Here is a 23397-nt window from a genome sequence, read left to right as displayed (position 1 = left end):
AGAAAGGAGTTAATATTGTCAGATACAATACTGGAGATTAAAAATCTTGAGAAAAAATTTATTATAAATAAGAATGAGATAAAAGTACTCGAAAATATAAATATTGATATAAAAAAAGGAGAATTTATCACAATAGTCGGACACAGCGGCTGTGGAAAAAGCACTCTGCTAAAAATAATTGCAGGTCTGGAAACCAGTGATTCAGGTATAATCCGTCTAAATGGACAGGAAATAAAAGGTCCCGGTATTAACAGAGGAGTTGTTTTCCAAGAACACAGACTGCTGCCATGGCTTACTATAAAGGAAAATATTGAGTTTGGTTTAGATAATCTTTTGAAAAAAGAAAGAGAGAATATATCATTAGAATTATTAGAAATGGTAAATTTATTAGAATATAAAAATGCTTATCCTAAGCAGCTTTCAGGCGGAATGGCACAAAGAGTGGCAATAGCAAGAGGACTGGCCAGTAATCCCGAAATATTACTGCTTGATGAACCGTTTGGAGCTCTTGATGCTTTGACAAGAATTAAAATGCAGAAAGAGATATTGAAAATTTGGTCTAAAAGCAATAAAACAATGATAATGATAACACATGACATAGAAGAAGCTGTATACTTAGGAACAAGGATTGTTATTTTATCATCAAAATCTGCAGGGGAAAAAATAATAAAGGTCGAACACCCGATAAGAGACAGAAGCAGCTATGATTTTTTATACATAAAAAATAAAGTATACAGAGAACTTTTTGAAGATAAAAATAATGAATTAGAATATAATATTTAGAGGAAATTTTCTGTATATATAAAAGGAGATAAAATGAAAAAAATAATATTTTTAATAGTAATTTTCAATTTATTCATATCATGTCAAAAAGAAAAAATAGAAATAAAAAAAGTAAGAATTGGCTTTCCAGGCAGTGTTAATGTACTGGATGGAGTGGCAGGAATTGCACAACAAAAAAAATTCATAGAAAATGAATTAAAAAATATAGGTTATGAAGTTGAGTATATTAATTTTTCCGGAAATGGGCCGGCAGTAAATGAAGCATTAATCGGAGGAAAAATTGATGTGGCAATTTATGCTGAAGTTCCCGGAATAATTTTAAAATCAAAAGGTATTGATAATTCTTTATATGCAATTGCAGATAACCACATAAATGCAGGAATTATAGTCAAAAAAGGCTCTACTATAAAATCTGTCTCTGATTTAAAAGGAAAAAAAATAGCATTTCCAAAAGGCACTTATATACACAGATTTGTGATAGAAATACTTAAAAGAAACGGACTTTCTGAAAATGATGTAGAATTTTTACAAATATCTTCTGATGCAGAATCTGCATTACTAGGGGGAAGTGTAGATGCTGTGGCCTTCACGGAAACTTTTACAGAAAGACTTACTAGAGACAAGGGCTTGACTGAGATTATAGCTGATACTGAAAAAAATCCGGATTTAGCCGGAAAAAGTATATTCGTAGGAAATAATAATTATACTAAAAAAAATCCAGAAGCAATAGAAGCAGTACTAAAAGGTTTGAAAAAAGGTGTAGATTTTATTTTTGAAAATGAAGATGAAGCCTATAGAATTTTAGCAGAATCACATAATATGAATGTAAATACTGTCAGAAAAATTTATGATTTTAATAAGGATAATATAAATAAACGCTATATGATAAATATTACACCTGAAATAATATTTCAATTAGAGCAGTGCAAAGAATTTTTACTGGAAAATAACCTAATTACAAAAGATTTTTCTATAGAAGAATGGAGTGATAAATCTTTTTATGATAAAGTATTTTAATCTATATAAAACAATACTATAAAATCTATATACAATTTAAGCATCTGTTTTTGGATGCTTTTTTAGTACTCTATAATAGTGAACGGACTACACTAAACTGGATAGAAAAATAAGTTAGGTTAAAATAATTAGAATAAAAGAGAAGGAGAGAAGTTGGACAGCTAAGAAAAGGAAGAGAAGAAATTACACACTAATCATATTAAAAGTAAAAAAATATCTACCAATATATTAATTTATTAAAAATAAAAAAAATTAAACTTTTTTAGAATATCTGATTATTCTGTTATAGTGAATTTTTTTTGCAATCATATATTAATTCTTCTATTTTTTCCTAAGATTTTTGCTGCTATTTTATAATACCAATAAAAATTGACAGAGAATAGATAATCTAGCATTCTAGGTTCATTTTGGTAATATATTCGTTTAAATGTACAATTCCTGCATAACCTGACTATAGTAATAAACTTATCATTTAAAAGATTAAATTACTTAATAAATATAACAGCAATATATGAGCTGGATAATAGAAATAAAAGAATTTTTTATTCCCTCTTTCCCGTTATATTTGAAAATTAAAAATAAAGAGAACAATGAGAATATTTGAATTAGAAATACTCTGTCTAGATATATATACACAATATTTATAAAGAGGAATAACCAAAAAATTTTCTGTTTCCTTTCTCTAAAATTATAAAAAATTACAATTGATAAAACTCCGTAAGCTCCGTAATCAAATTTAAAATATTCTGATCCTATAACTAAAAATAATACTAATAAAAATTTTGTCAGCTTATTCATTTTGTTATTTTCCAATATAGATATAAATAAAATTCCTGTTGCTAATGTAAAAAATATATTCAAATCTTCATTTGATGAATAAAACAAAAATACCGGTATTTGCAATAAAACAGAATAAAAAAATATTTTTAAAAAATAATTTTTTTTATTTCTAGTGTGTCTATAACCTTCGCCTATTAAAAAAGAAAATATTGGGAATGCTAATCTGCCCAGTATTCTCATATAAATAGAACCACCCAAAATTATATTCCAATGATCTAATGTCATAGCGATTATTGCTATAATCTTTAACGAAAAAGAACTCATCTTCTAAACCCCTTTATTATATTAGAATGTAAAATTATGAAATACTGCTGTATAAGGAGAAATTCTTACTTTATTTCCATTTTTGCAAGCATTCCGTCACTTTGTCCAGATACATCTCCTTAAATATAATATATTTTTTGTTTTATGTATGTTTAATACAACAGATTAAACAAAAGAAATCTGTTTCTAGTTGCCGTTTATGATGATTTTTCTCCTTTTTATATTTGATTTATTTTTTTTTTCTGCAGATATGCTGTTACCAGAAAAAATATTGTGCACCATGTCAGATGCCATAGTATTGACCATACTGTCATTGTACTGCCGCCAAAATATCTGCTGCCATGAACAGCATCTATTGAAAAAAGAAATACATGATTTCTTACTGTTGCATTTATAACAAGCCATATAACTACTGCACTTATTACTATTATTTTTCTTGATATCTTATTTATGGAAAAAGACTTTATCCATATTATAAAATAAGAAATATAACATATTGCCATAGTTGTCACAAATATACTCCATGCCGGAAGCATTAATATACTTTTCCATGAACTTTCATATTGATATATATTATGTATTATAATAAAAATACAATTTACTGCACTTAGCATAAGAACAAATACATAACTGACTATTAATTTTGACAGTAAAATTTTTGTTGGTGAATTATCTGTCATAGAGACGAAAGTAAATGTTTCTTTTCCGGTATCAGATAAATTAAACTTTATCAGATAAATAAGAATGATCAAAGGTAATATCATACTCCAGACAGATGTTAGCCCCTGACCTTTTAACAATATTTCCAGTATATTATTTAATATATGAAAACCAATAAATAATTCTATAAAATTTCTTACTTCACCTAAATAAAAACGAATCAGTTTATTCATTCATTTCACCCCCTCCTCATCTCCGGCAATATTTTTATAATAAACGGGTAATTCCATGTTAATCACTTCTTTCTTTTATAAATCTAATATTTTTTTATATCAAATCTTATTCTCTTCATTTGCTGAATAAAGTAAATTACTATTTTTTCCGTTGCAAATTTAGATAGGCTGCTTATTTTTTCTCATTTCCAGTGACAAAGTTCCCACACCTTTTTTTAGTAAAATATATTCAATTCTTCAATTAATTCTAGTGTATTAGTTAAATAATACACTAGAATTAAATAAATGTCAACTTTTTATATCTTAACATCAGCTAAATAAGCTGTTACCAGATATAAACTGAAAAAAATATGTTAGTATCTATGATGCTTTAAGCATGTTTTTATTCTTTAATATTCTCTCCGCTGATGTTATATTAACTCAGCCATCTACCTATTACTAATACATAAATATTATATTCTTTTACTGTATCTTCCTTACTTTTTCCGTTTTAGACTAATTTATTTTTTCTGTCCAGTTTAGTGTTTTGGGATTATGGAGCTATCCCTAAATAGAAAAAGAGCTATATCAAAATTATTTTTGAATACAGCTCTTTTATACTTACTATTAAAATAAACATGCCTCTATTCTTTTTTACTCAATAAATTAATTTTTTTAAAACACAGCTTTTAGAGTAACTCCTGCTCTATAATCATCTTGGCTATGTTCTCCTATAGAATATTCTCCTGTTAAGAATATTCCATATCTGTCCTCTATTTCTGTTCCTATTACTACTTTTGTTCTTAATCTTCCATTTTCTTCTTCTGGCTTCGCTAAGTTGTGATATCCATCTTCTAGTGATACCAATCTTGCTTTCTCTTGAGTATTTAAATTAGCTAATTCATATTCATAGGTTATATCTAAAGCTCCTTTTAATTTCCAGCCATTTTTACTTTCATTTGTTGATGCCTTAAATTCAAATCCTACTTTTGGTTTTACACTCCAGGCATCATTTCCTTCTACTTGTAATTTTTCTAATCCTTTTTCTTCAAATGAAGGTCTTGTTACATACATTGCTTTTAGTCCTGCATAAGGTGTTATACTTACGTTCTTTCCACCCAATACTTCCTTACCCAGCTTATTATCACTTGTTATGCTATATGTCTCATAAAATCCATTCATTTCTGATCTGCCATCTGCCCAGTCTATATTTCTATCTATATTATGGATACTTGCCCTTCCTGTTAAGTCATTTCTCAGTATCCAGCCACTTACTGTATACTTATTATGTACTCCTAACTGAATCGTATCTACCCATTCCTCACTGTTGTTATTATCATCCATTTCAAAACTTGTGTGCAGATATCCTAATGAATATCCAAATGTATGTTTGTACGTTCTTTCGACTTCTCTTAAAGCTAATACTCCAACTGTACCAAAATCATAACCTGTCACTCCTGCTGTATCGTCTTTCATTTTTCCCTGACCTGTTATTACATTTATCTTGACATTCTCTTTTGTGTTATTCTTTGAATCTTGTAATAAATACAGTGAATTTTCAAATACTCCTGCTATATCGCTTTCTCTTTGATTTATATTTGCATAAACACTTCCTGCCAGCTGATCGAATCTCTTATATAATTCATTTTTTTCAGTTATTAAATCTAGCCTGTCATACAATTTTAGTGCATCACCTGTTGCATTCAAATAATTTCCTTCTATATTTCCTGCAAACTCATTTTGCCAAGACCCTTGAGTAAACTCATTATAGTTTATTTTCTCCATCCAAATATCTATTTTTCCTTTATCATTCGTTACAGGTATTGCATCAAATGTTAAAGAACCGCTTTTGACAGCTACTTTACCTGTATTTGGTCCGCCTTCAGGAGTGGTAGGATCAAATACATTTTCAAATTTATACACTCTTGCATTAGTTCCCTGAGTAAATAAAGGATCAATTCCTACGGTATTATTACCAAAATCAAAACTTGGGGCTGCTATGTTTACTTTATTGCTTAATAGAAAACCAGCATTTATATCTTCTAATGCATATTCATTTTTTATTAATTCTTCCATTGTAGGTGCTCTAAAACTTTCTGGATCAGGTTTTATTATTAAATTCAAGCCATCCAACTCAAATTTCTCATCTACTTTTATAACTCCCGCATTTATTATACTAGGCGGAGTATATGCTGGATCTCCGGTTACTATTTGCATTGAACCAATTGTCCCGGCAGTAACTTCTATTAATCCATAATTTTCCAGTACTGATCCGCCTGATAACTGAACTCCAATACTGTCATTACCATTTATATAAATTTTTCCCGTACTTTCATTTATTATTTGTGAGTTTGAATGTGCATAAATCCCTATATTTTCATTACCATTCATAGTTATTGTCCCTGAATTTGAAATTTTACTATTTCTTGCTGCTGCAATTCCTATACTTCCATCTCCTGATAATGTTATATTACCTGTATTTCTTACTGCTCCTTGTTCAGAATAAATTCCAATGGCTTTTTCTGAGTCTGAACTTATATTCCCTGTATTCAATGCTTCATTTAAATTTCCTGTGATATAAAACCCTACTGCATTAGCTCCAACCTCTATATTACCTGTATTCTTTATATTCTTTACACCATCACCATAAATACCTACTGCATATTCATTGACAAATGGATTTTGGGGATCAATTATAAGGGAATTCCCTATTTTTATGTTACCACTATTATCTATATTCCCTGACTTATTATATATTCCTATATTTCCTATCCCTGAATTTCCAATAATTTCTGCTTTATTTACAAGAGTTCCGCCATTTTTCATATAGAATCCTATAGAGTTCGAACCTGCCACATTAATATTTGCACCATATTCATTTTTAACATTTACATTACCGTCTGAATATAATAAAACTCCCTTGTCTGCAAGTGTTGAAACATCTCTATTTGTAAGATCTGATTCTCCAATTAAGACCATTCCATAACTTTCTTGACTTACATTTATCTTTGCGTTAATATCTATGATTGCATTATTAGTTCCATAAACCCCTACAGCTGCTATGCCATTTAGATTCAAAGTCCCGCTTGTTAATTTCACACTGCCGGAGCTTGTATAAATCCCTGTTCCTTTTTCTCCAACCTCTATATTTCCTAAGAGATGGTTTATCTGACCACCTTTATTATAGATATTTATAGAATTTTTACCTGATATTATATCTGATGAATTATTTACAGTTCCATTAATATTATTATTAAATATCCCTATGCTTGGATCTTCTGCTAAATTTGAACTTCCTATTTCAATACGGTTTGTATTGTTAATCGTTTTAGTACCATTTTCAGAGATGTATATACCAATTGATTTATCTCCCAGTAATTTTATTTCCCCTGTATTTACACCTATAGAATTGCTGTTTCCATCTAAATATAAGCCTATTACTCTTAAATCTATACTTTCAATACTTCCGGAATTTGAAATACTGTTTCCATCTTTATTATATAAACCAACTGAATTTTCACCTATATATATTTTTCCAGCATTATCAATATTTGTTCCATTGCCGCTGCCATATAAGCCCACAGAGCTTTTCCCTAAAGATATTTCACCGGTATTTTTACCGCTTGCTCCATTTATAACATATATTCCTACTGAATTATCTCCAAAGTTTATCTTACCTTTATTTGTAGCTTCATGTTCCAAAATTTCTCCGTTTATATTTACAGGGAGACCATTTACATAACCTCCTGTTAAAGCTATACCCACTAGATTAGAGTTTTCTGAGTTCAAAATTGAATCTTCTCCCAATAATACTGCTGAGTTAACTCCTGATACAAATGTTCCTCCTCCTCCAAGATTAGCAGTAGAATTATAATATAAAATTTTATCTTTTATATTTTGTAGTATATACTGCGATTCTTCTGTAGAATTTACAGTAAAGTTCTCATTAAAAGTCCCGCTCCCTGCTACATTAAATACTACTATCCCTTTACCATCTATATTTATATTACCTGTTCCTCCGAAAGAAGCACTTCCGTCAGTATACACACCAACTGAATTGTCTCCCGTTAAATTTAAATCCAGATCAACAAAATTTGCGTTTGAATCTTTTATATAAAGACCTGTTCCATTTTCGCCAACTGTTATTTTAGTATTACCTAAACCTGATATTGATATACCGTTGGAGTATATCCCTACTCCTCCTTTTGAAGAACTCATATCTATTTCAGTCCCTGTGAATAAAGAAATATTCCCGGATGAATTTGTACCTGCCACTGCATTTTGATTACCATATATTCCTATTGCCTTGTTACCGGCAGTTGCTGTTATTTTTCCTGTATTATTTATATTTATTGATGAACTACTATTAGACGGATTATCACTTGGCTCCAGATAAGTTTCCCCATATATACCTACACCACTATCTCCTATAATTATTTCACCATCATTTGTTACAGTTCCTGATTTAATATACATTCCTGTACTCTTATCCCCGATTGCACTTATTTTTCCTGCATTTGTGAGCTGTGAACGTTTACTGTACATTCCTATAGAGTTATTTCCTGATAAGTCTATTATCCCGGCATTTTCACTGCTGATATAACTATTAACAGGATCATTGTAATTATAACTCTGTCCTATTCCTATCAAATCATTCTCTGTTCCGCTAAGTGTAATTCCTTCAAGAATACTCACTCCTGATTTTCCTATTTCTAAATCTCTGTATGTTTTATCCCCTGTTGTATTGTTTTTATCTATATTTGAATCTATATCCAAAACTAATTTTGACTTAAGCAGTTTAGCTTTTTTTGAACCGTTAAATTCTATTCCAGATCCTGATATATTTGCAAGATCACTTAATTTAATTCCGGAATTTTCTATAGCAATATTATAACTTTTGTCATCTGAATTTATAGATAATTTACCATTTGCAGTATCTACTATGGTACTTAAATATAAAGGTATATCAACTATATTTGATGCACCTGCTCCTTTATAATAAAATCCTATTGCCCCATCTTTCAAGCTTAAGTTTACATCACTGTTCAAACTAAATTTCCCAAATAGGTTGTAATACTTATTAATAAAAAAAGCAAATGTATCTTTTCCTGCTGCTGTTAATTCCATTGCCTGTCCCAAAGTATGAGTTCCTATCTCAATATTTCCTCCGTTTGAAAAAAACAGAGTACTTTTATCTCCATTAACTACTATTTTATCAGCATTTATAACTGTTTGAGAATAATAATTAGGATGCGAAGTTCCTGCATATACTGCTGTACTATTTTTCCCGTTTATAACTATATGATCGCTATCTGAAGAAAACATCTTTCCAAGATTATATATACCTGTAGCATAATCTCCGTTCATATCTATATTTCCCTTATTTAAAGCTGATGATCCGCTGTAATATTTGGTTAAAGCGAGCCCCACTGACCCATATTTATAGTTATTTTCTTCATACACTGATGAATTATTGACTATATCTGCATAATTTTCAATAGTTCCCTCGCTGGCTATTCCTATCATAGCCTTTGCACCTGAATTTATGGTTATGGGCATATAATTAATTATTATAGAACTGCTTGATCCTGCTGCTATTATATTCTGTCTGCCTGCATTAATAGGAATTATAGAATTAGCAAGGCTGCTTTCCAGTATAACGTTACCAAAACTGTAACTGCTGTTAGAACCAACTTGTACTAAGGAACTTTTGACTGAATTTTCTCCAAATTCCACAGACTGTATAATTGAATCATTTAATTTCATATCCATTGTCATCTCAATTGGATTCTCTGTATGTCTTACTATAGCAGGAGTGTTTAAGCCGTTTATAAGTATATTCATATTTTTTACATTATCTAATAAAGAGTTCCCTGTTGAAGTTACAGCTCTCTTTGCATTTAATCCTGAATTTCTCTCACCTTCCAAAATTATCTTTCCATTTGAACCATCTATTGTTATATTTGAATTAACATAATCAGTTTGAAAATTTTCCTGCCCTAATAAAACTCCGGTATTACCCTTCCCATTTACCAATATATTACCTGATTTTACCAATACAGGTTTTGTTACTGGTTCCACAGATACAAGGATTCCCACTCCTCCAGCATCTCCAATTAGATCTGTTCTAGTCTCTATTATAATATTTCCTGAGTTAATTAATTCTCCAGCCTGTGTAGATGTACTTGAACCTCCTATAAGCTGCATTGCAATAATATTTTTAGTTACTGAATTTCCACTTCTCAAAATTATTTTCCCGCTATTTTCTAAAACTGCTTTTGTTGAAGGATCTAGGTTTTGATTTGACAGATCAAGACTTAATCCCACTATAGATCGTGAAAAATAACTTGGACTCGTAGATTTTGCTGTTAATTCCAAATTACCAGAAAATAAGACTTTACTGTCTACATTTGAAAAATATGGCATATAAGACAGGAATCCTACTCCAAACTGATAAACCATACCATCAACTACCGACATATCCCAGTTTCCTTTTATTTCAAAATTCCCGCCATTTCCTATATTATTCACTGAAAATCCATCTGGATATCCTGTATGATTATATGTATAAGCACTTGTACCTGCAACAGTTCCGTTTGAATATAACATTTCTCCGGTTATTAAAATATCACGGGTATTCTCATCAAGTAATAATGATGTTCCATTAGTAGAATCAACATTTAGATTATTAAAAATACTGCTCCCCAAAACATTATATTTTACTTCACTTTTACGTTCTCCAAATTTTATGGCATTAAGTGAATTTTGTTGATTTAAGGGTATAGATCCAATAATAGGAATATTTGGAAAATCGATTTCTGTATATACAACTTCAGGTGCTGTCATTTCCGGTGCTTTTATCGGATTTAAGTTTACATTCACTATAGGTTCATTCACAGAGGTTATATTTAAAATCAGATCATTTCTTTTAATTCCTTTTATAGGAATTACCATTCCTAAATCTACCGTTTTAGCGTCAGCTGCTGTTTTATTAAAAATATTTTTTTGATTTCCGCCTCTATCGGCATAATTATAGAAACCAGTAAAGAAAATCTGCCATTCCAGATATTCAGGTTTTACAATATAGTCATTTTGTAGATATAAATCTTTCAGTTCTTTATTTCTTTGGTTTAAAACTTTTTCAATTAAGCCATAGTTACTTTCATTTGTTTTTTCTAAATCTATATTTTTTACCATGTTATTATACAATATATTATATTTCTTTACTGCCTGATCATTTGCATTTACAATCGATGTTGAAAAAGCATTTAATGCCAAAGCAAATAACAATTTCTTGTTTTTCATTAAAATTACTCCTCTTTTTATTATTTCCAATTATTTTAAAAAAATTTTTAAATATAAAATCTATTATATCATATTTTGTTGACAAATTGAAATCCAAAATAGGGACAATACCACATACCTATCAAGTTAAGGAAAAATTCTTTTCATAAGTTATTTTAAATGTTATTTTTTTATTAAAAGCAGGACTTTATGGAAGAAATGATATCAAAAAATGCCCTCACGGACATATTCTTTTATTCGAAAAAACAACAATAAAAAACCGACCAGTATAAATCCGGCCTTTTTACATGCTAATTTTCTTTAACTTTATTGGTATACTTCCAATACTCTGGTATAATAAATTCTCAAAAATTTATTTAACCCTGCTATTGTCACTGCTTAATTCAATTTCCCTTCATTTTTTATAATAAGATTATATACTTTTCTATATATAACTTCATATTCTATTTTTCTTAAATTTAAGATTTTTTTACTATATGCTTGCTATTTGGTTTTCTTTCCATTTATTATATGTCTGAGCTAATTCACGTCTGTTAGACACCTTGGCTTTAATAAAAATATTATGTACATGAGCTTTCACAGTCCCTACTGATATATACAAACTCTCACTAATTACCTTATTATTTTTCTCTTCAAGCAGATGCTGAAAAACCTCCTGTTCCCTTATTGTGAAAAGATATGTTTTACAAAATAAATGAAAAATATAATAATTATACTTATCTTCATTTTTTTTATCTTTTGAAGCAGGCTTGTAATTGCTGCCTGACAATATTATGTGCCTCTCTTCTTTCTGGTTAGATTCAAATGGATAATAATTAAAAAAATAATACACGATCATTATAGACTGGCTTATTCTAAGAATATCTTCAGAAAAATTCCTGTTAGTAATATGCAGAATTGTGTCTGTATAAATATCAATTTTAAATATAACAAAGATATCTTCAATAAGTACAAAACAGGACATCAAAAGGAAGTACTTCATTATTTTTTTATAACACCTGAGTAATTCATTCCCTTTGGTTAGCTCTTTATTTCTTAGAATATTTAATATATATATATTAAATACAATAAAAAAAATATCTCCCGGCAGAAAAAACAGCCAGACTTTGAAAGCAGTTCTTTCCATAACAAGAATTATAAGTAAAAAGAAAGTTAGAAACGCTAGGGCAAAATACCATATTTTAGGATTTTTTAAATTTAAAAAAATGTTATTAATCATGATATAGGCAGCCAGTATAGATATTAAGATTAATGTCTTATATGTCGGGATAGAAATAAAAAGATTATTGTATGAAAGAGAGAAAGTTTTTATAAATTCTGTTGTGTATACCACAATATTATTAAACAGATATAAACTAAACAGAACAATAATTCCAAAATAACACTTATTTTTTGTTTTCAAATAATAAAAGCCTGACAAAGTTAGTACAATACTACACAAAATAATTAAAAATATATTATAAATAAAAATTGTGACTTCCATTAACTTTTATCCTCCTAAAAATAAATATATTTTTTTTTAGATATTAAAATTATATCATACTACAAAAAATATGTAAATGAGAATAATTTGTATCTACAATTCAATGTGATATTCTTTAATTAATTAGACTGTAAACAAAAAAATTATCCACTATTTGAAAGTAAACCTTATTTTTAAGCAATTTCAGTATATAGCTAATTTATTGTCACATTCTAGTTGATTTACTCCTGATATTTTTTCTTCATAAATTATGTCCATTCCAGTTTTGTTTTATTGCTCAATTTGTCCGGCAGAATTTCGAGAGTCAGAACTGACTCTTCTTTTTTCTAATTTTTCGTACATGCTAGTTCTACAATTATCCTTATTATCTCTTCCTCCAATCCTCTCTATCTCTTTTTAGACGCACAAGATTCTTTTTCAACGCCTATTCTAAAATACTTCTCGGCTTTTTTCATTTTACTATTTTTGATTATAATTTTTCTATTGTATTTAAAAAAAATATATGCTAGAATGACCTTATGTTAGAAAGAGTGATTTAATTAAATTCCTGATGGCGTGTTACCGCTAAAGCGGGCAAGACCATTAAAATACAGTTTAGAAAACCAAGTGCACATGGTTCTCTGTATTTTTTTGGTCTTTTTTTATTTTTAATAATTAATCATTCATGTTATCTTTTATTTATGAAAGGAGAGTATAGTTATGGACTATAAAAAAATCGGCAAGGAAATATTTGATCTTGTTGGAGGTAATAATAACATTACTCAAATGACACATTGTGCGACGCGGTTAAGATTTGTACTAAAGGATTTTTCAAGTATTGATCATGAAAAACTAAAAGCAATTCCCGGAGTTTTAGATGTTATATTTAAGGGAGGCCAGTTACAAGTTATCATTGGTCCTGATGTACCAGAAGTTTACCGGGCAGCCGACGCTCTTTATACTGGTTCAAAAAATAATAATAATGAAAAGGGAGAAAATCAAAATATACTTAATCGTATTATGGCAGTTGTTGTAGGTATTTTCAATCCAATGTTACCTGCTATTACAGGTGCTGGTATGATTAAAGCTGTTTTAGCTCTTTTAAAGGCATTTTCTCTAATTGATGTTAATGGTCAGACTTTTGCTATATTATCATTTATTTCAGATTCAGCCTTTTATTTTATGCCGATGATATTAGCATATTCATCAGCAAAAGTATTTAAATGCAGTCCCGGACTTGCTATTACACTAGCTGGTGTATTATTACATCCAAACTTTATTGCAATGAAAAATGCTGGTGAAGCAGTCAAATTCGCAGGAATCAATGTACCGCTTGCTGGTTATGCCTCGACAGTTATTCCTATTATCCTTATTGTTTTTTTAATGTCTTATGTTGAACGGTTTGCAGAAAAAATATTGCCGGTTCATATTAAATATATAGGCAGACCGCTTATTATTTTACTTGTCATGGCACCACTTTCTTTAATTGTTGTTGGTCCGCTTGGATTCAACATTGGAAACATTCTTGCCGCAGGTATAGCATTTTTAGATAATAAAGCTGGCTGGCTTGTTCCAACAGTTATTGGAACATTCACACCTTTATTAGTTATGTTCGGTCTCCATAACGGATTATTTCCAATTGCTACAACTCAGCTTGGAGTTTCAGGGCATGAATCAATTATGGGACCTGGTATGTTACCGTCTAATGTTGCTCAAGGTGCTGCTTGTATGGCTGTTGCAGTTAAAACAAAAAGCAAGGAAATGCGTCAGCAGGCTATCTCTGCTGGAATAACTGCATTACTTGGAATTACAGAGCCGGCAATGTATGGTGTAACTCTTCGATTGAAAAAACCTTTAATTGCTGTTATGATAGGTGGCGGCCTTGGCGGACTTTATGCAGGACTTACTGGTGTTGTTAGGTATTCCTTTGGTTCTCCTGGATTTGCAACTCTTCCGGTTTTTATTTCAGATGATCCTGCAAACATCAGAAATGCTTTAATTTCTGCTTTTATTGGTATTATTGTTTCATTTGTATTGACACTGCTTATAAAATTTGACTATAATTATGGTTCACCAGAAGAAGTAATAACGGATCAAGCACTATCTGCTGCCAGACCAATTTTACAAACAGCTGTTATTAACAGTCCGTTAAGCGGAGAAGTTACCAGTCTAAGTGAAGTGAATGATGAAATTTTTTCAAAAGGTCTGCTTGGAAAAGGTGTTGCAGTTATTCCTAATGAAGGTAAAGTCACTGCGCCATATGATGCAGAAGTATCTATAATTGAAACAAAACATGCAGTAGCTTTTACCGGTGATAATGGTATTGATCTTCTAGTACACGTTGGTATTGATACTGTAGAGTTAAATGGGAAATATTTTAATTGTAAAGTTAAAAATGGGGATAAAGTAAAAGCTGGTGATGTTGTTTTAGAGTTTGATATTAATGCTATCAAAAAAGCAGGTTACAAAATAATTACCCCAATTATTATAACTAATTCTAATGAATTTGAAAGTATAACTCAAATATCATCAGAAAATATTATTTCTGGCAAACCAATATTAAATCTGGAAGTTTAGTATTCTAAAAGAAGCTCTATAAATATAAATTAATATATAACATGTATGCATATCGATATAGGAATAATAGTGACGTATTGAGAAAGAGAAGGAGAAAGCATTGTTGATCAAAAAGATTTTAAATAATAGTCTTGTTTTAGTTAATGACGGCGATGAAGAAAAAATCATAATGGGAAAAGGCGTAGGTTTTTCAAGCCATATAGGTGAAAAAGTTGATATTAAAAAAATCGAAAAAATATTTAGTTTAGAAAAAAAGAATACCCTTCAAAATTATGAACGACTTGCGATGGAGATCCCAGAAATTTATTTTGAAATTGCAGGGGAAATCGTAGAACGGGCAAATAAAGAATTTACTGGTATTTTTAATGCACAATTGTTTTTAAGTTTAACTGATCATATTTCTTATTCAGTTGAACGTGTAAATAAAGGCATTGTACTTCAAAACAGGCTTATTTGGGATATAAAAGCATTTTATTCAAAAGAGTTTACAGTAGGTCTATGGGCGCTTACGCTTATTAAAGAAAAAATCGGTATTCAGTTACCGGAAGAAGAAGCTAGTAATATTGCATTCTATCTTGTAAATGCTCAATCCAGCGCACTGAAAATGGGTGAAACTATTTTATCCATAACTATGCTTAAAGAAATATTGAATATTATTCAGTATCATACAAATCATCTGTTAAATAAAGATGATCTTCACTATTTAAGACTTGTAACACACATTCAGTTTTTTGTGCAGCGGGTATTGGAAGGAAAAATGCTAAAAAACAGGGAAATTTTTTTACTTAATCAGTATGTTCGACTTTATCCTTCTGAAACAAAATGTTTAGAAAAAATCAATCAATATGTTAAGAATTGTGTTGGAAAAGATATAAGCGTTGATGAAAAATTTTATTTACTAATTCATATTATTCGTAATGTGCAGGAATTAGACGGAACAGATGAATACTAGTAAGGGAGGAATATTATTATGGTACATAAACCTATTAAAATAGTAACTATTGGTGGTGGTTCCAGTTATACACCAGAATTATTTGAAGGCTTCATTAAAAGAAGCAAAGAATTACCTATTGGTGAAATATGGCTTGTTGACATTGAAGAAGGAAAAGAAAAACTGGAAATTGTTGGTGCCTTAGCTAAACGTATGGTAAAAGCAGCAGGGCTTGATTGGAAAGTACACTTGACTTTAGACAGAAAAGAAGCCTTAACTGATGCAGATTTTGTCACAACACAATTTAGAGTGGGCTTATTAGATGCAAGAATTAAAGATGAGCGTATTCCATTAAGTCATGGTATTTTAGGACAGGAAACTAATGGTGCAGGCGGTATATTTAAAGCTTACAGAACTGTCCCTGTTATTTTAGATATTGTAGAAGATATGAAAAAGCTTTGTCCAGATGCTTGGTTAGTTAACTTTACAAATCCTTCAGGTATGATTACAGAAGCTGTTATGCGTTATGGCAACTGGGACAGGGTAGTCGGTCTTTGTAACGTGCCAATATTATGCCAAAAAATAGCCTCTGGATCATTAAAAATACCAGAAGAAGAACTTTTTTTCAAATTTGCGGGCTTAAATCATTTTCACTGGCATCGCGTTTGGGATAAAACAGGAGAAGAAAAAAGTAGTCAAATTTTAAGAGATACATATTCTAATGCAGAAAGTATGGCTGAAGCAATGGAATTTGTTCGAAAATCTGCTGGAGAATCAGGAAATACAAACGACTCTGGTGTTAAGAATATTCCTAATATCAGCTACCTGGCAGAACAAGTACAGAATTTAGGTATTATTCCTTGTATGTATCATCGTTACTACTATATTACACAAGATATGCTTGACGAAGAACTTGAGAATTTTGCAAAAGGTGAAACACGTGCTGAAGTCGTTAAAAAAACAGAAAAAGAACTCTTTGAGCTTTATAAAAATCCTGATTTATCAATCAAGCCTCCGCAATTAGAGCAACGCGGCGGTACATTTTACAGTGATGCAGCTTGTGAACTTATTAATGCTATCTATAATGATAAACGTATTCACATGGTTGTAAGTACTAAAAATAATGGTGCAATTTCTGATCTTCCTAATGATGTTGTTGTTGAAGTTTCAAGTATTATTACTAGTCAAGGCCCTGTGCCTATTTCGTGGGGTTCGTTTGATCCTTCACCTAAAGGCATGTTACAATTAATGAAAAATATGGAACTCATCACTATTGAAGCAGCATATACAGGTGATTATGGAAAAGCATTACAGGCATTTACAATTAATCCGCTTATACCGCATGGAAAAATTACTAAAACATTAATGAACGAAATGTTGATTGCACATAAAAAGCACTTGCCCCAGTTCAAAGAAGTTATCGAGGAACTTGAAAAAATAAAATAAAATTAATATAAAAGGAGAGATAAATATGCCTACAATATATGTAGAAATTTTAGAAGGACGCAGTGATGAAAAAAAGAAAAAAATGATTAAGGATATGTCTATTGCCTGTGCTGAAGCTTTAGGCTGCCCACTTAGTGCTGTTAAGATGATTGTCAGCGAAATGGCCCCGAAACATTATGCCAGCGGTGGAGTTACATGGGATGATCAAAGTGAAAAACCTTATGATATATAAATAGAATATGGAATTATAAATAAATTAAATATAATAATTTCTACTTATTATTTTTTTTAAATTTAGATGAGCTGGACTAAACTGAACTGAAAAAATAAGTTAGTATAAAATAATCAAGCTAAAGGAAAAAAAGCATACCAGATTACTTAATTTCATTGTCTTTATATATGCAAAGTAAATGGAACAATAGAAAAGCTATTACGGAGAGGAATATATAATAAGATTTTCAATCACATATAGTCATTCCTACTGTACTTTCTTCGCTTCAACAGATACCTCCGGCATTCGCAAGAGGTTAAAAATCAAGGATAACAAGCGTATCCTCGCAAAGGAAGCTGAGATTAGTCCTTAAATATATGACAATTATTTTACGCTCCTCTTTTTATTAAAAATAGAGATTTTCAGCCATTAACTGTCAATCTCTATTTTATTATGTGAATATCTTTCTCAGAAGATATTTATTAAATGACCATTTTGAAGCAAAGAAAGAGGTTAAAAATAGGAGCTTTGAATATATGGATTTATCAACTATTAGGTTCTGTTAAGTATGAAAAATTCATATCCTAACTCTGTAAAAACTTTTATGAGTCATTTCACTTCTCGCATTATTGGATATATTTAAATAACTGAACAGCTTTAATCCAGACTTTACCAAATAATTTCATCGGTTTTCCGACATCTTTTGAAAAAAACAGCACGCTTGCTTTTCCGCCGCCCATTATATCGTAATTTTCCGGGATTTTATCTGTTATTTTTATATTCACTTTCCCGAATCCCTGCGGTCTTACTACCTTATTATCTATCTGTTCTACATCTTCAAGATTTCCTGGCTTTGTATAAGATGAAGATGATATTTTAGTTATATCCACTAATTTTGCATGAAAAATTTTGTTAGGGTAAGCATCAAAAACAACTAAAATCAAATCAGAATTTTTTATAGCATTTATAGTTTTTTCTTTTGTTTCTACACTTATTTTTAATTCATCTTTATTAATTATATATAATAAAGGTACTGAGGTGTTAACAGCATTTCCGGAATAAAGCTGTTTCATTTCTACTATTCCGTTTATTGGTGATATTATTTCAGTATACTCAAGATCAAGTTTTGCTTTTGAAATCTGAGAATCAGATACCTTTATAAGGTCATTGTCACTTCCTTCTTTTCCTTTGCTCACTTCTAATTGCTTCAACTGCCTCTTAGCAATTTCATAGTCATTTTTCGCATTATCATATTTTATTTTTATATCATCATACAGATCTTCCGAAATCATTTCTTTCTCAAATAGCATTTTGTATTTTTCATGCTCTTTTGATAATGTATCTAAATTTTTCTGTGCTTTTTCGATCTGTGCTTTTTCTACTGATATTTCCTTGTCCATTGTATCTATATGTCTTTCAGCACTTTCTTTATTTGCTACAGCTAGTTCATATAAAATTCTATATTGTTCTGATTCTATATCAAACAGCTTATCACCTTTTTTTACAATATCTGAATTTTTTACATTTATACTTTTTATAATTCCATTTACTCTGCTGTATACCGGAATCACATCATACTCTACGACTGCATTGGATGAATACGGTGTTATGTAGTCCATTCTTATTGAATATATTATATAAAATGATATCATTGCGATTAATGTTATACAGAATATTTTTATTCCTTTATTTTCATTAAAAAATTCTATCTTTTTTTTCAAAAATATTTTTTTCTTTTTTCTTCCGCGTCTTCTTTTATTGTTCATTTCTACTCCTATTTATAAATGTAATTTTTCTTTTGGTATCCTAAATACTCTGTTTATAGTGTAATCAATTATAATGCACAATAACATAATAATTAAATAATGCTGTATCTTTATTTCCAAATATTTAATATGTGTTGATTTCATTACTGTAGGTAAAAACGTCGTTAATGTAGGCACCAAAAAACTACTCCCTATATGTTCAGAAATTATTACTATTATTATAAGTGCCGTCACTACAGTAAAAGGAGTTATGCCTACATATAACGCCAAAATCATGCCAAATATACCGCCTTTTATAAATCCAAAAGTTCTTTTTTTAAAACTATCCAGTGTTTCATGGCTGGAATATTCACAGATTACCACTGCCGGATATAATAAATAAAACTGATTCGGATCAGGATATATTTTTATTATTATCAATATAAATAAAAAGTACAAACTGAGTTTTAATGCTCTAATATCTATTTTCATTCTTATTCCCTATCTTTTTTATTAATATTTCTGTTATATAAGAAATTATCAAAGAAGCGAATATTGCTTCCCCATAACTTTTCCAGATTCTCATAAGATCTCCAAAATTGCCTCTGAATAAAAAAGAAGCCAGATAGGTTATTACTATTAATCCAGATTTCTTTTTCATAGTGTTATCTATAAGTTTCATGGTTATATATCCGCCTATCGGAAATAATAATAAGTCTACATTTTTTATATAACTTGAAACTGCTCCCACTGTCCAGCCAAATATTGAACATATCATACTTAAAGCTATCATCTTTTTTGAAGTCAAATATAGACTTACATTTGGTATACTGGAAAATATCATACACATCATCACCAGCAAGTAGTCATTTTTAAAAGTATTAGTAAATATTGTCAATAAATATCCTGTTAAAAGAACAATGCACATTTTTAATTTAGGTTCTGTTAATAACTTCATTTCTTTTCACCTTCAAAAATTCTGTATCTTAAAATAAAAAGATTATAAAAAGTCATCCAATATTTTAATTTTTATAATTACTAGATTTGTTGACTCTAACCATTTTATTTCATTTATCAGATCATGTTTTAATATGAAAAATTTATTTTCAGATATTTTCTGATCGAATCTGGAAAAAATATTTTTAAATTTAATTTTTCTTCATCTCTATATAACAATAAAATAGTATTTTTCTTTTTATTTTTTGTTCATATTTACTTCTTTGATGTACTTGAAAATACATATATTTATATTATATCAAAATTCTTTTATTAATGTAATAGTCAATTAAACCAGAACTTGAGATAATTCAATTAAAAAAGCCAGATTCAAAATCCGTCTGATTTCTTGTATAATTGTTTTATGACTAATAAAATAAATATACAGAATAAACTGAAATATATTTTCAGCGATAATATTATACACAACTTTGCTCTCCTTTTCAAAGAGACTTGTTTTTCTTATTCTCATATTTCATTCATCAAAAAATCTATCTCTAACTTTATTGCCAGCAGGAATTTAGATAAAGAGTATCTTCTCCTTAAATGCTTCTCTTACGGTCATTCTCATAAAATTCCTCTTACATATAAATCCAGACTTTGCCCTTCATAGGGAATTATTAAATATCTTGTGCGCTATCTTGCCAGAGCTCCTATTGCAGAATACAAAATTTCTTATCTTATCTATTTTATTTAATTTCAATACATTAACTTTAAATTTACTTTCCTTACTATTCAAAAAACTTTTTTACTTCTATTTGTAGGAAGGGAGTTTTTTTAGCGTTATATTCTTTTTTCTGATGTGGTACTAAAAAAAGTATGAATTCTATTCATAAATATCTCTTTTTTTAATTTTGAATTTTTTAATATTTCAATATGCTTTTCTATATATTTTACATATTCAAGTTTTTCTTTTTTATCTAAATTTGTAATTCTAATATTTTCAAAAACCATTTTCTTATATTCTGCCATTTTACTCTCCTAATTATTGTATTTAAATATAATTTTTCTAAATATAAATATTGATTTTATTATAATAATTTATTTGATGAATTAAAAAATTCTCTAGTTGATTAGAGCATTTCTAAGACTGCTATTCTTTCTATATTGGAAAATTTCAAGATTAATTACCACTGTTTTGTAAATATATATCACAAAAACAAAATCAAATAATTTGAATATAAACTAAAAAATAATTTAACATATGTTGAAATATACTCTTATATTTTGTTATAATATAAAATATTATAATCATATTATAAAAAAATTTATTATGGAGGAATATTATGGGCAATAAAACATTAGATGATATTTTTAACGAATTAGAAGAAAAATATTCTGGAAATAGAGGACTAATAAATAATTCTGCAAGGGGTCAGAACACAAAAGAAATTAATAGTTCTGGACTTAATGGTTTATTAGAAAAATCTAGAAATAAGATATCAGAATTGTATACCGGAAAAAATATTATTTTAAAACTTAACGGTGAAATCTTAGATATTAAGGATATTAATTTTGAACTTGATAAAACTCTTTTTTGTCATGATTACCTAAAATTAACTTTTACAATACCTTCTGAAGAAATAGATAAATATTATGGCTATGTTTTTACTTTGAATAATACATTGGAAATAGAACTAATTAATAATGATGAAAAATTTAAAAAAATATTTCATACATTTAATATTGAAAATATAAACATAGAGGAAAGTATGGGGGAAAGAGCAGTAGTGCTTATAAATACTCCATCAGCAACATTTCAAATGAGTAAGATAACAAAGTTCAGATCTTTTCAAAGCTTGGAACTGACATATAGAGAGATTGCAGAAGCTGTCATAGCTGATTATCCTGATATAACATTGTATCTTGGGAATGAATTTGACAGGAATATTCAAAAAATATATATTCAATACAATGAAAATGACTGGGATTTTCTTGTAAGAATATGTAAGGATATGGGAATACCAATGGCTTCACATTTAGACGAAATTATCATGGGGAATGAAATAAATTTAGAGATATATAATGCTGAACTTGATAATGCTGTCTATGGACGCGGAAGAGAAGGAGAGAATATTATATTTAAAGTCAGAGAAGCAGCTACTCCGTATAATACAGGCGAAAGAGTTAAGATAACCCTTAAAAATCAAGGAAGTCAAGGAGAAGACGGTACAGACACAAGAATAGTGTCAAAGGCATTATTAAGAATGAAAGATAATTATGTTGTTAATGATTATGAATTAATAGAAATATCACATGAATTCGAAGCATTGAAAAATTCCGTCGGTTATATAATAGAAGGAAAAGTATTAAAAATAGGAGGAACAGACGGAATAGCAACCATGACTGTTGATTTCTCTCACGGACTTGAAAAATCTGCAGAAAAAAAATCACAGGCATATGAAGATGAATATGCCGGCTCACATAATTTTCCATACTGCACGGAATACAGCAGTAGTAACAGTGGCATGTTCTGTTCCCCGGAAAAAGGAGATATTGTTACAATTTATGTTCCACAAAATAATGAGAATTTTTCTTATGTTACTGGTGCTGTTAATAATCCCGGAAGTGAAAGATTTAGTAACCCTAATATAAGAAATTACACTTTATCAGGTGATGATAGTGCAGGCGGTGCTCCAATGTTTAATTTTCAATTAAATAGCAAAGTTTTTAGTGTTAATACAACAGACTTTATTGGTTTGAATTCTAAAAATAATATGATCATGAATACTACAAATGCAAATATGACAGCAGAGAATTATACAGCTAATACTAAAAACATTACAGAAATTTCCAGCGGTGTAAAATCAACAATAGCAAAGGAAATTTCACAGGTTTCCAGTGGGAAAACAGTTGCAACATCAGGAGGAATATATAATATAAATGGCGGGGGTAATGTAATAATAAATAAATAGACTAAAAACAAAATTATTTAATACGAAAGTGAG

The 23397-nt window shown here is 29.3% G+C and carries 15 protein-coding genes; 7 read left to right on the top strand and 8 right to left on the bottom strand.

The annotated features are described in order from the left end of the window. Positions 1-15 precede the first annotated feature (15 nt). Positions 16-783, top strand: coding sequence for an ABC transporter ATP-binding protein (locus tag STERM_RS02385; RefSeq protein ID WP_012859955.1), 768 nt, complete (start codon positions 16-18; stop codon positions 781-783). A gap of 33 nt (positions 784-816) precedes the next feature. Next, the gene (locus tag STERM_RS02380) at positions 817-1800 is read left to right on the top strand and encodes an aliphatic sulfonate ABC transporter substrate-binding protein (protein WP_012859954.1); all 984 of its coding nucleotides are present in this window, start codon (positions 817-819) and stop codon (positions 1798-1800) included. Positions 1801-2289: 489 nt separating this feature from the next. On the opposite strand, the gene STERM_RS22785 is transcribed toward STERM_RS02380, so the two are convergent. From STERM_RS22785 to STERM_RS22465, 4 genes are all read right to left on the bottom strand, one after another. Further along, positions 2290-2904 (bottom strand): TraX family protein, encoded by a 615-nt coding sequence (locus tag STERM_RS22785; protein ID WP_012859953.1) that lies wholly within the window; start codon positions 2902-2904, stop codon positions 2290-2292. A 218-nt stretch (positions 2905-3122) separates the two neighbouring features. Further along, the gene (locus STERM_RS02370) at positions 3123-3797 is read right to left on the bottom strand and encodes a hypothetical protein (RefSeq protein WP_012859952.1); all 675 of its coding nucleotides are present in this window, start codon (positions 3795-3797) and stop codon (positions 3123-3125) included. A 654-nt stretch (positions 3798-4451) separates the two neighbouring features. Beyond that, positions 4452-11081 carry an autotransporter domain-containing protein gene (locus tag STERM_RS02365; protein ID WP_012859951.1) on the bottom strand — a complete coding sequence of 2210 codons (6630 nt, stop codon included), beginning with the start codon at positions 11079-11081 and terminating at the stop codon, positions 4452-4454. Between the two features lie 472 nt (positions 11082-11553). Beyond that, positions 11554-11850 carry a response regulator transcription factor gene (locus STERM_RS22465; RefSeq protein ID WP_244407210.1) on the bottom strand — a complete coding sequence of 99 codons (297 nt, stop codon included), beginning with the start codon at positions 11848-11850 and terminating at the stop codon, positions 11554-11556. Between the two features lie 1413 nt (positions 11851-13263). On the opposite strand from STERM_RS22465, the gene STERM_RS02355 reads away from it, so the two are divergent. The 4 genes from STERM_RS02355 to STERM_RS02340 all read left to right on the top strand — a co-directional run bounded on the left by STERM_RS02355 (position 13264) and on the right by STERM_RS02340 (position 17729). Beyond that, positions 13264-15120: a beta-glucoside-specific PTS transporter subunit IIABC gene (locus tag STERM_RS02355; RefSeq protein WP_012859949.1), complete on the top strand. Its 1857-nt coding sequence runs from the start codon at positions 13264-13266 to the stop codon at positions 15118-15120. Positions 15121-15220: 100 nt separating this feature from the next. Continuing rightward, positions 15221-16072, top strand: coding sequence for a PRD domain-containing protein (locus STERM_RS02350; RefSeq protein WP_041309766.1), 852 nt, complete (start codon positions 15221-15223; stop codon positions 16070-16072). An 18-nt stretch (positions 16073-16090) separates the two neighbouring features. Beyond that, on the top strand, positions 16091-17497 hold the full coding sequence (locus STERM_RS02345; protein ID WP_012859947.1) for a 6-phospho-beta-glucosidase: 1407 nt from the start codon (positions 16091-16093) through the stop codon (positions 17495-17497). A 25-nt stretch (positions 17498-17522) separates the two neighbouring features. Beyond that, complete coding sequence (locus STERM_RS02340) at positions 17523-17729, top strand: 2-hydroxymuconate tautomerase (RefSeq protein ID WP_012859946.1); 207 nt, start codon at positions 17523-17525, stop codon at positions 17727-17729. A 605-nt stretch (positions 17730-18334) separates the two neighbouring features. Here the strand turns inward: STERM_RS02340 and STERM_RS02335 are convergent. The 4 genes from STERM_RS02335 to STERM_RS02320 all read right to left on the bottom strand — a co-directional run bounded on the left by STERM_RS02335 (position 18335) and on the right by STERM_RS02320 (position 21421). Further along, complete coding sequence (locus tag STERM_RS02335; protein WP_012859945.1) at positions 18335-19474, bottom strand: HlyD family secretion protein; 1140 nt, start codon at positions 19472-19474, stop codon at positions 18335-18337. Between the two features lie 12 nt (positions 19475-19486). Then, the gene (locus tag STERM_RS02330) at positions 19487-19945 is read right to left on the bottom strand and encodes a hypothetical protein (protein WP_012859944.1); all 459 of its coding nucleotides are present in this window, start codon (positions 19943-19945) and stop codon (positions 19487-19489) included. Next, positions 19929-20411: a hypothetical protein gene (locus tag STERM_RS02325; protein ID WP_012859943.1), complete on the bottom strand. Its 483-nt coding sequence runs from the start codon at positions 20409-20411 to the stop codon at positions 19929-19931. Before STERM_RS02325 ends, STERM_RS02330 begins: the two co-directional genes overlap by 17 nt. 821 nt (positions 20412-21232) lie before the next feature. Then, complete coding sequence (locus STERM_RS02320) at positions 21233-21421, bottom strand: hypothetical protein (protein ID WP_012859942.1); 189 nt, start codon at positions 21419-21421, stop codon at positions 21233-21235. Positions 21422-21735: 314 nt separating this feature from the next. On the opposite strand from STERM_RS02320, the gene STERM_RS02315 reads away from it, so the two are divergent. Beyond that, the gene (locus tag STERM_RS02315) at positions 21736-23364 is read left to right on the top strand and encodes a hypothetical protein (RefSeq protein WP_012859941.1); all 1629 of its coding nucleotides are present in this window, start codon (positions 21736-21738) and stop codon (positions 23362-23364) included. Positions 23365-23397: the final 33 nt, after the last annotated feature.

It is taken from the genome of Sebaldella termitidis ATCC 33386, from assembly GCF_000024405.1.
GTDB classification, from domain to species: domain Bacteria; phylum Fusobacteriota; class Fusobacteriia; order Fusobacteriales; family Leptotrichiaceae; genus Sebaldella; species Sebaldella termitidis.
Note: the sequence above shows the minus strand (reverse complement) of the source record. Positions and strands in the feature narration are given on the sequence as shown.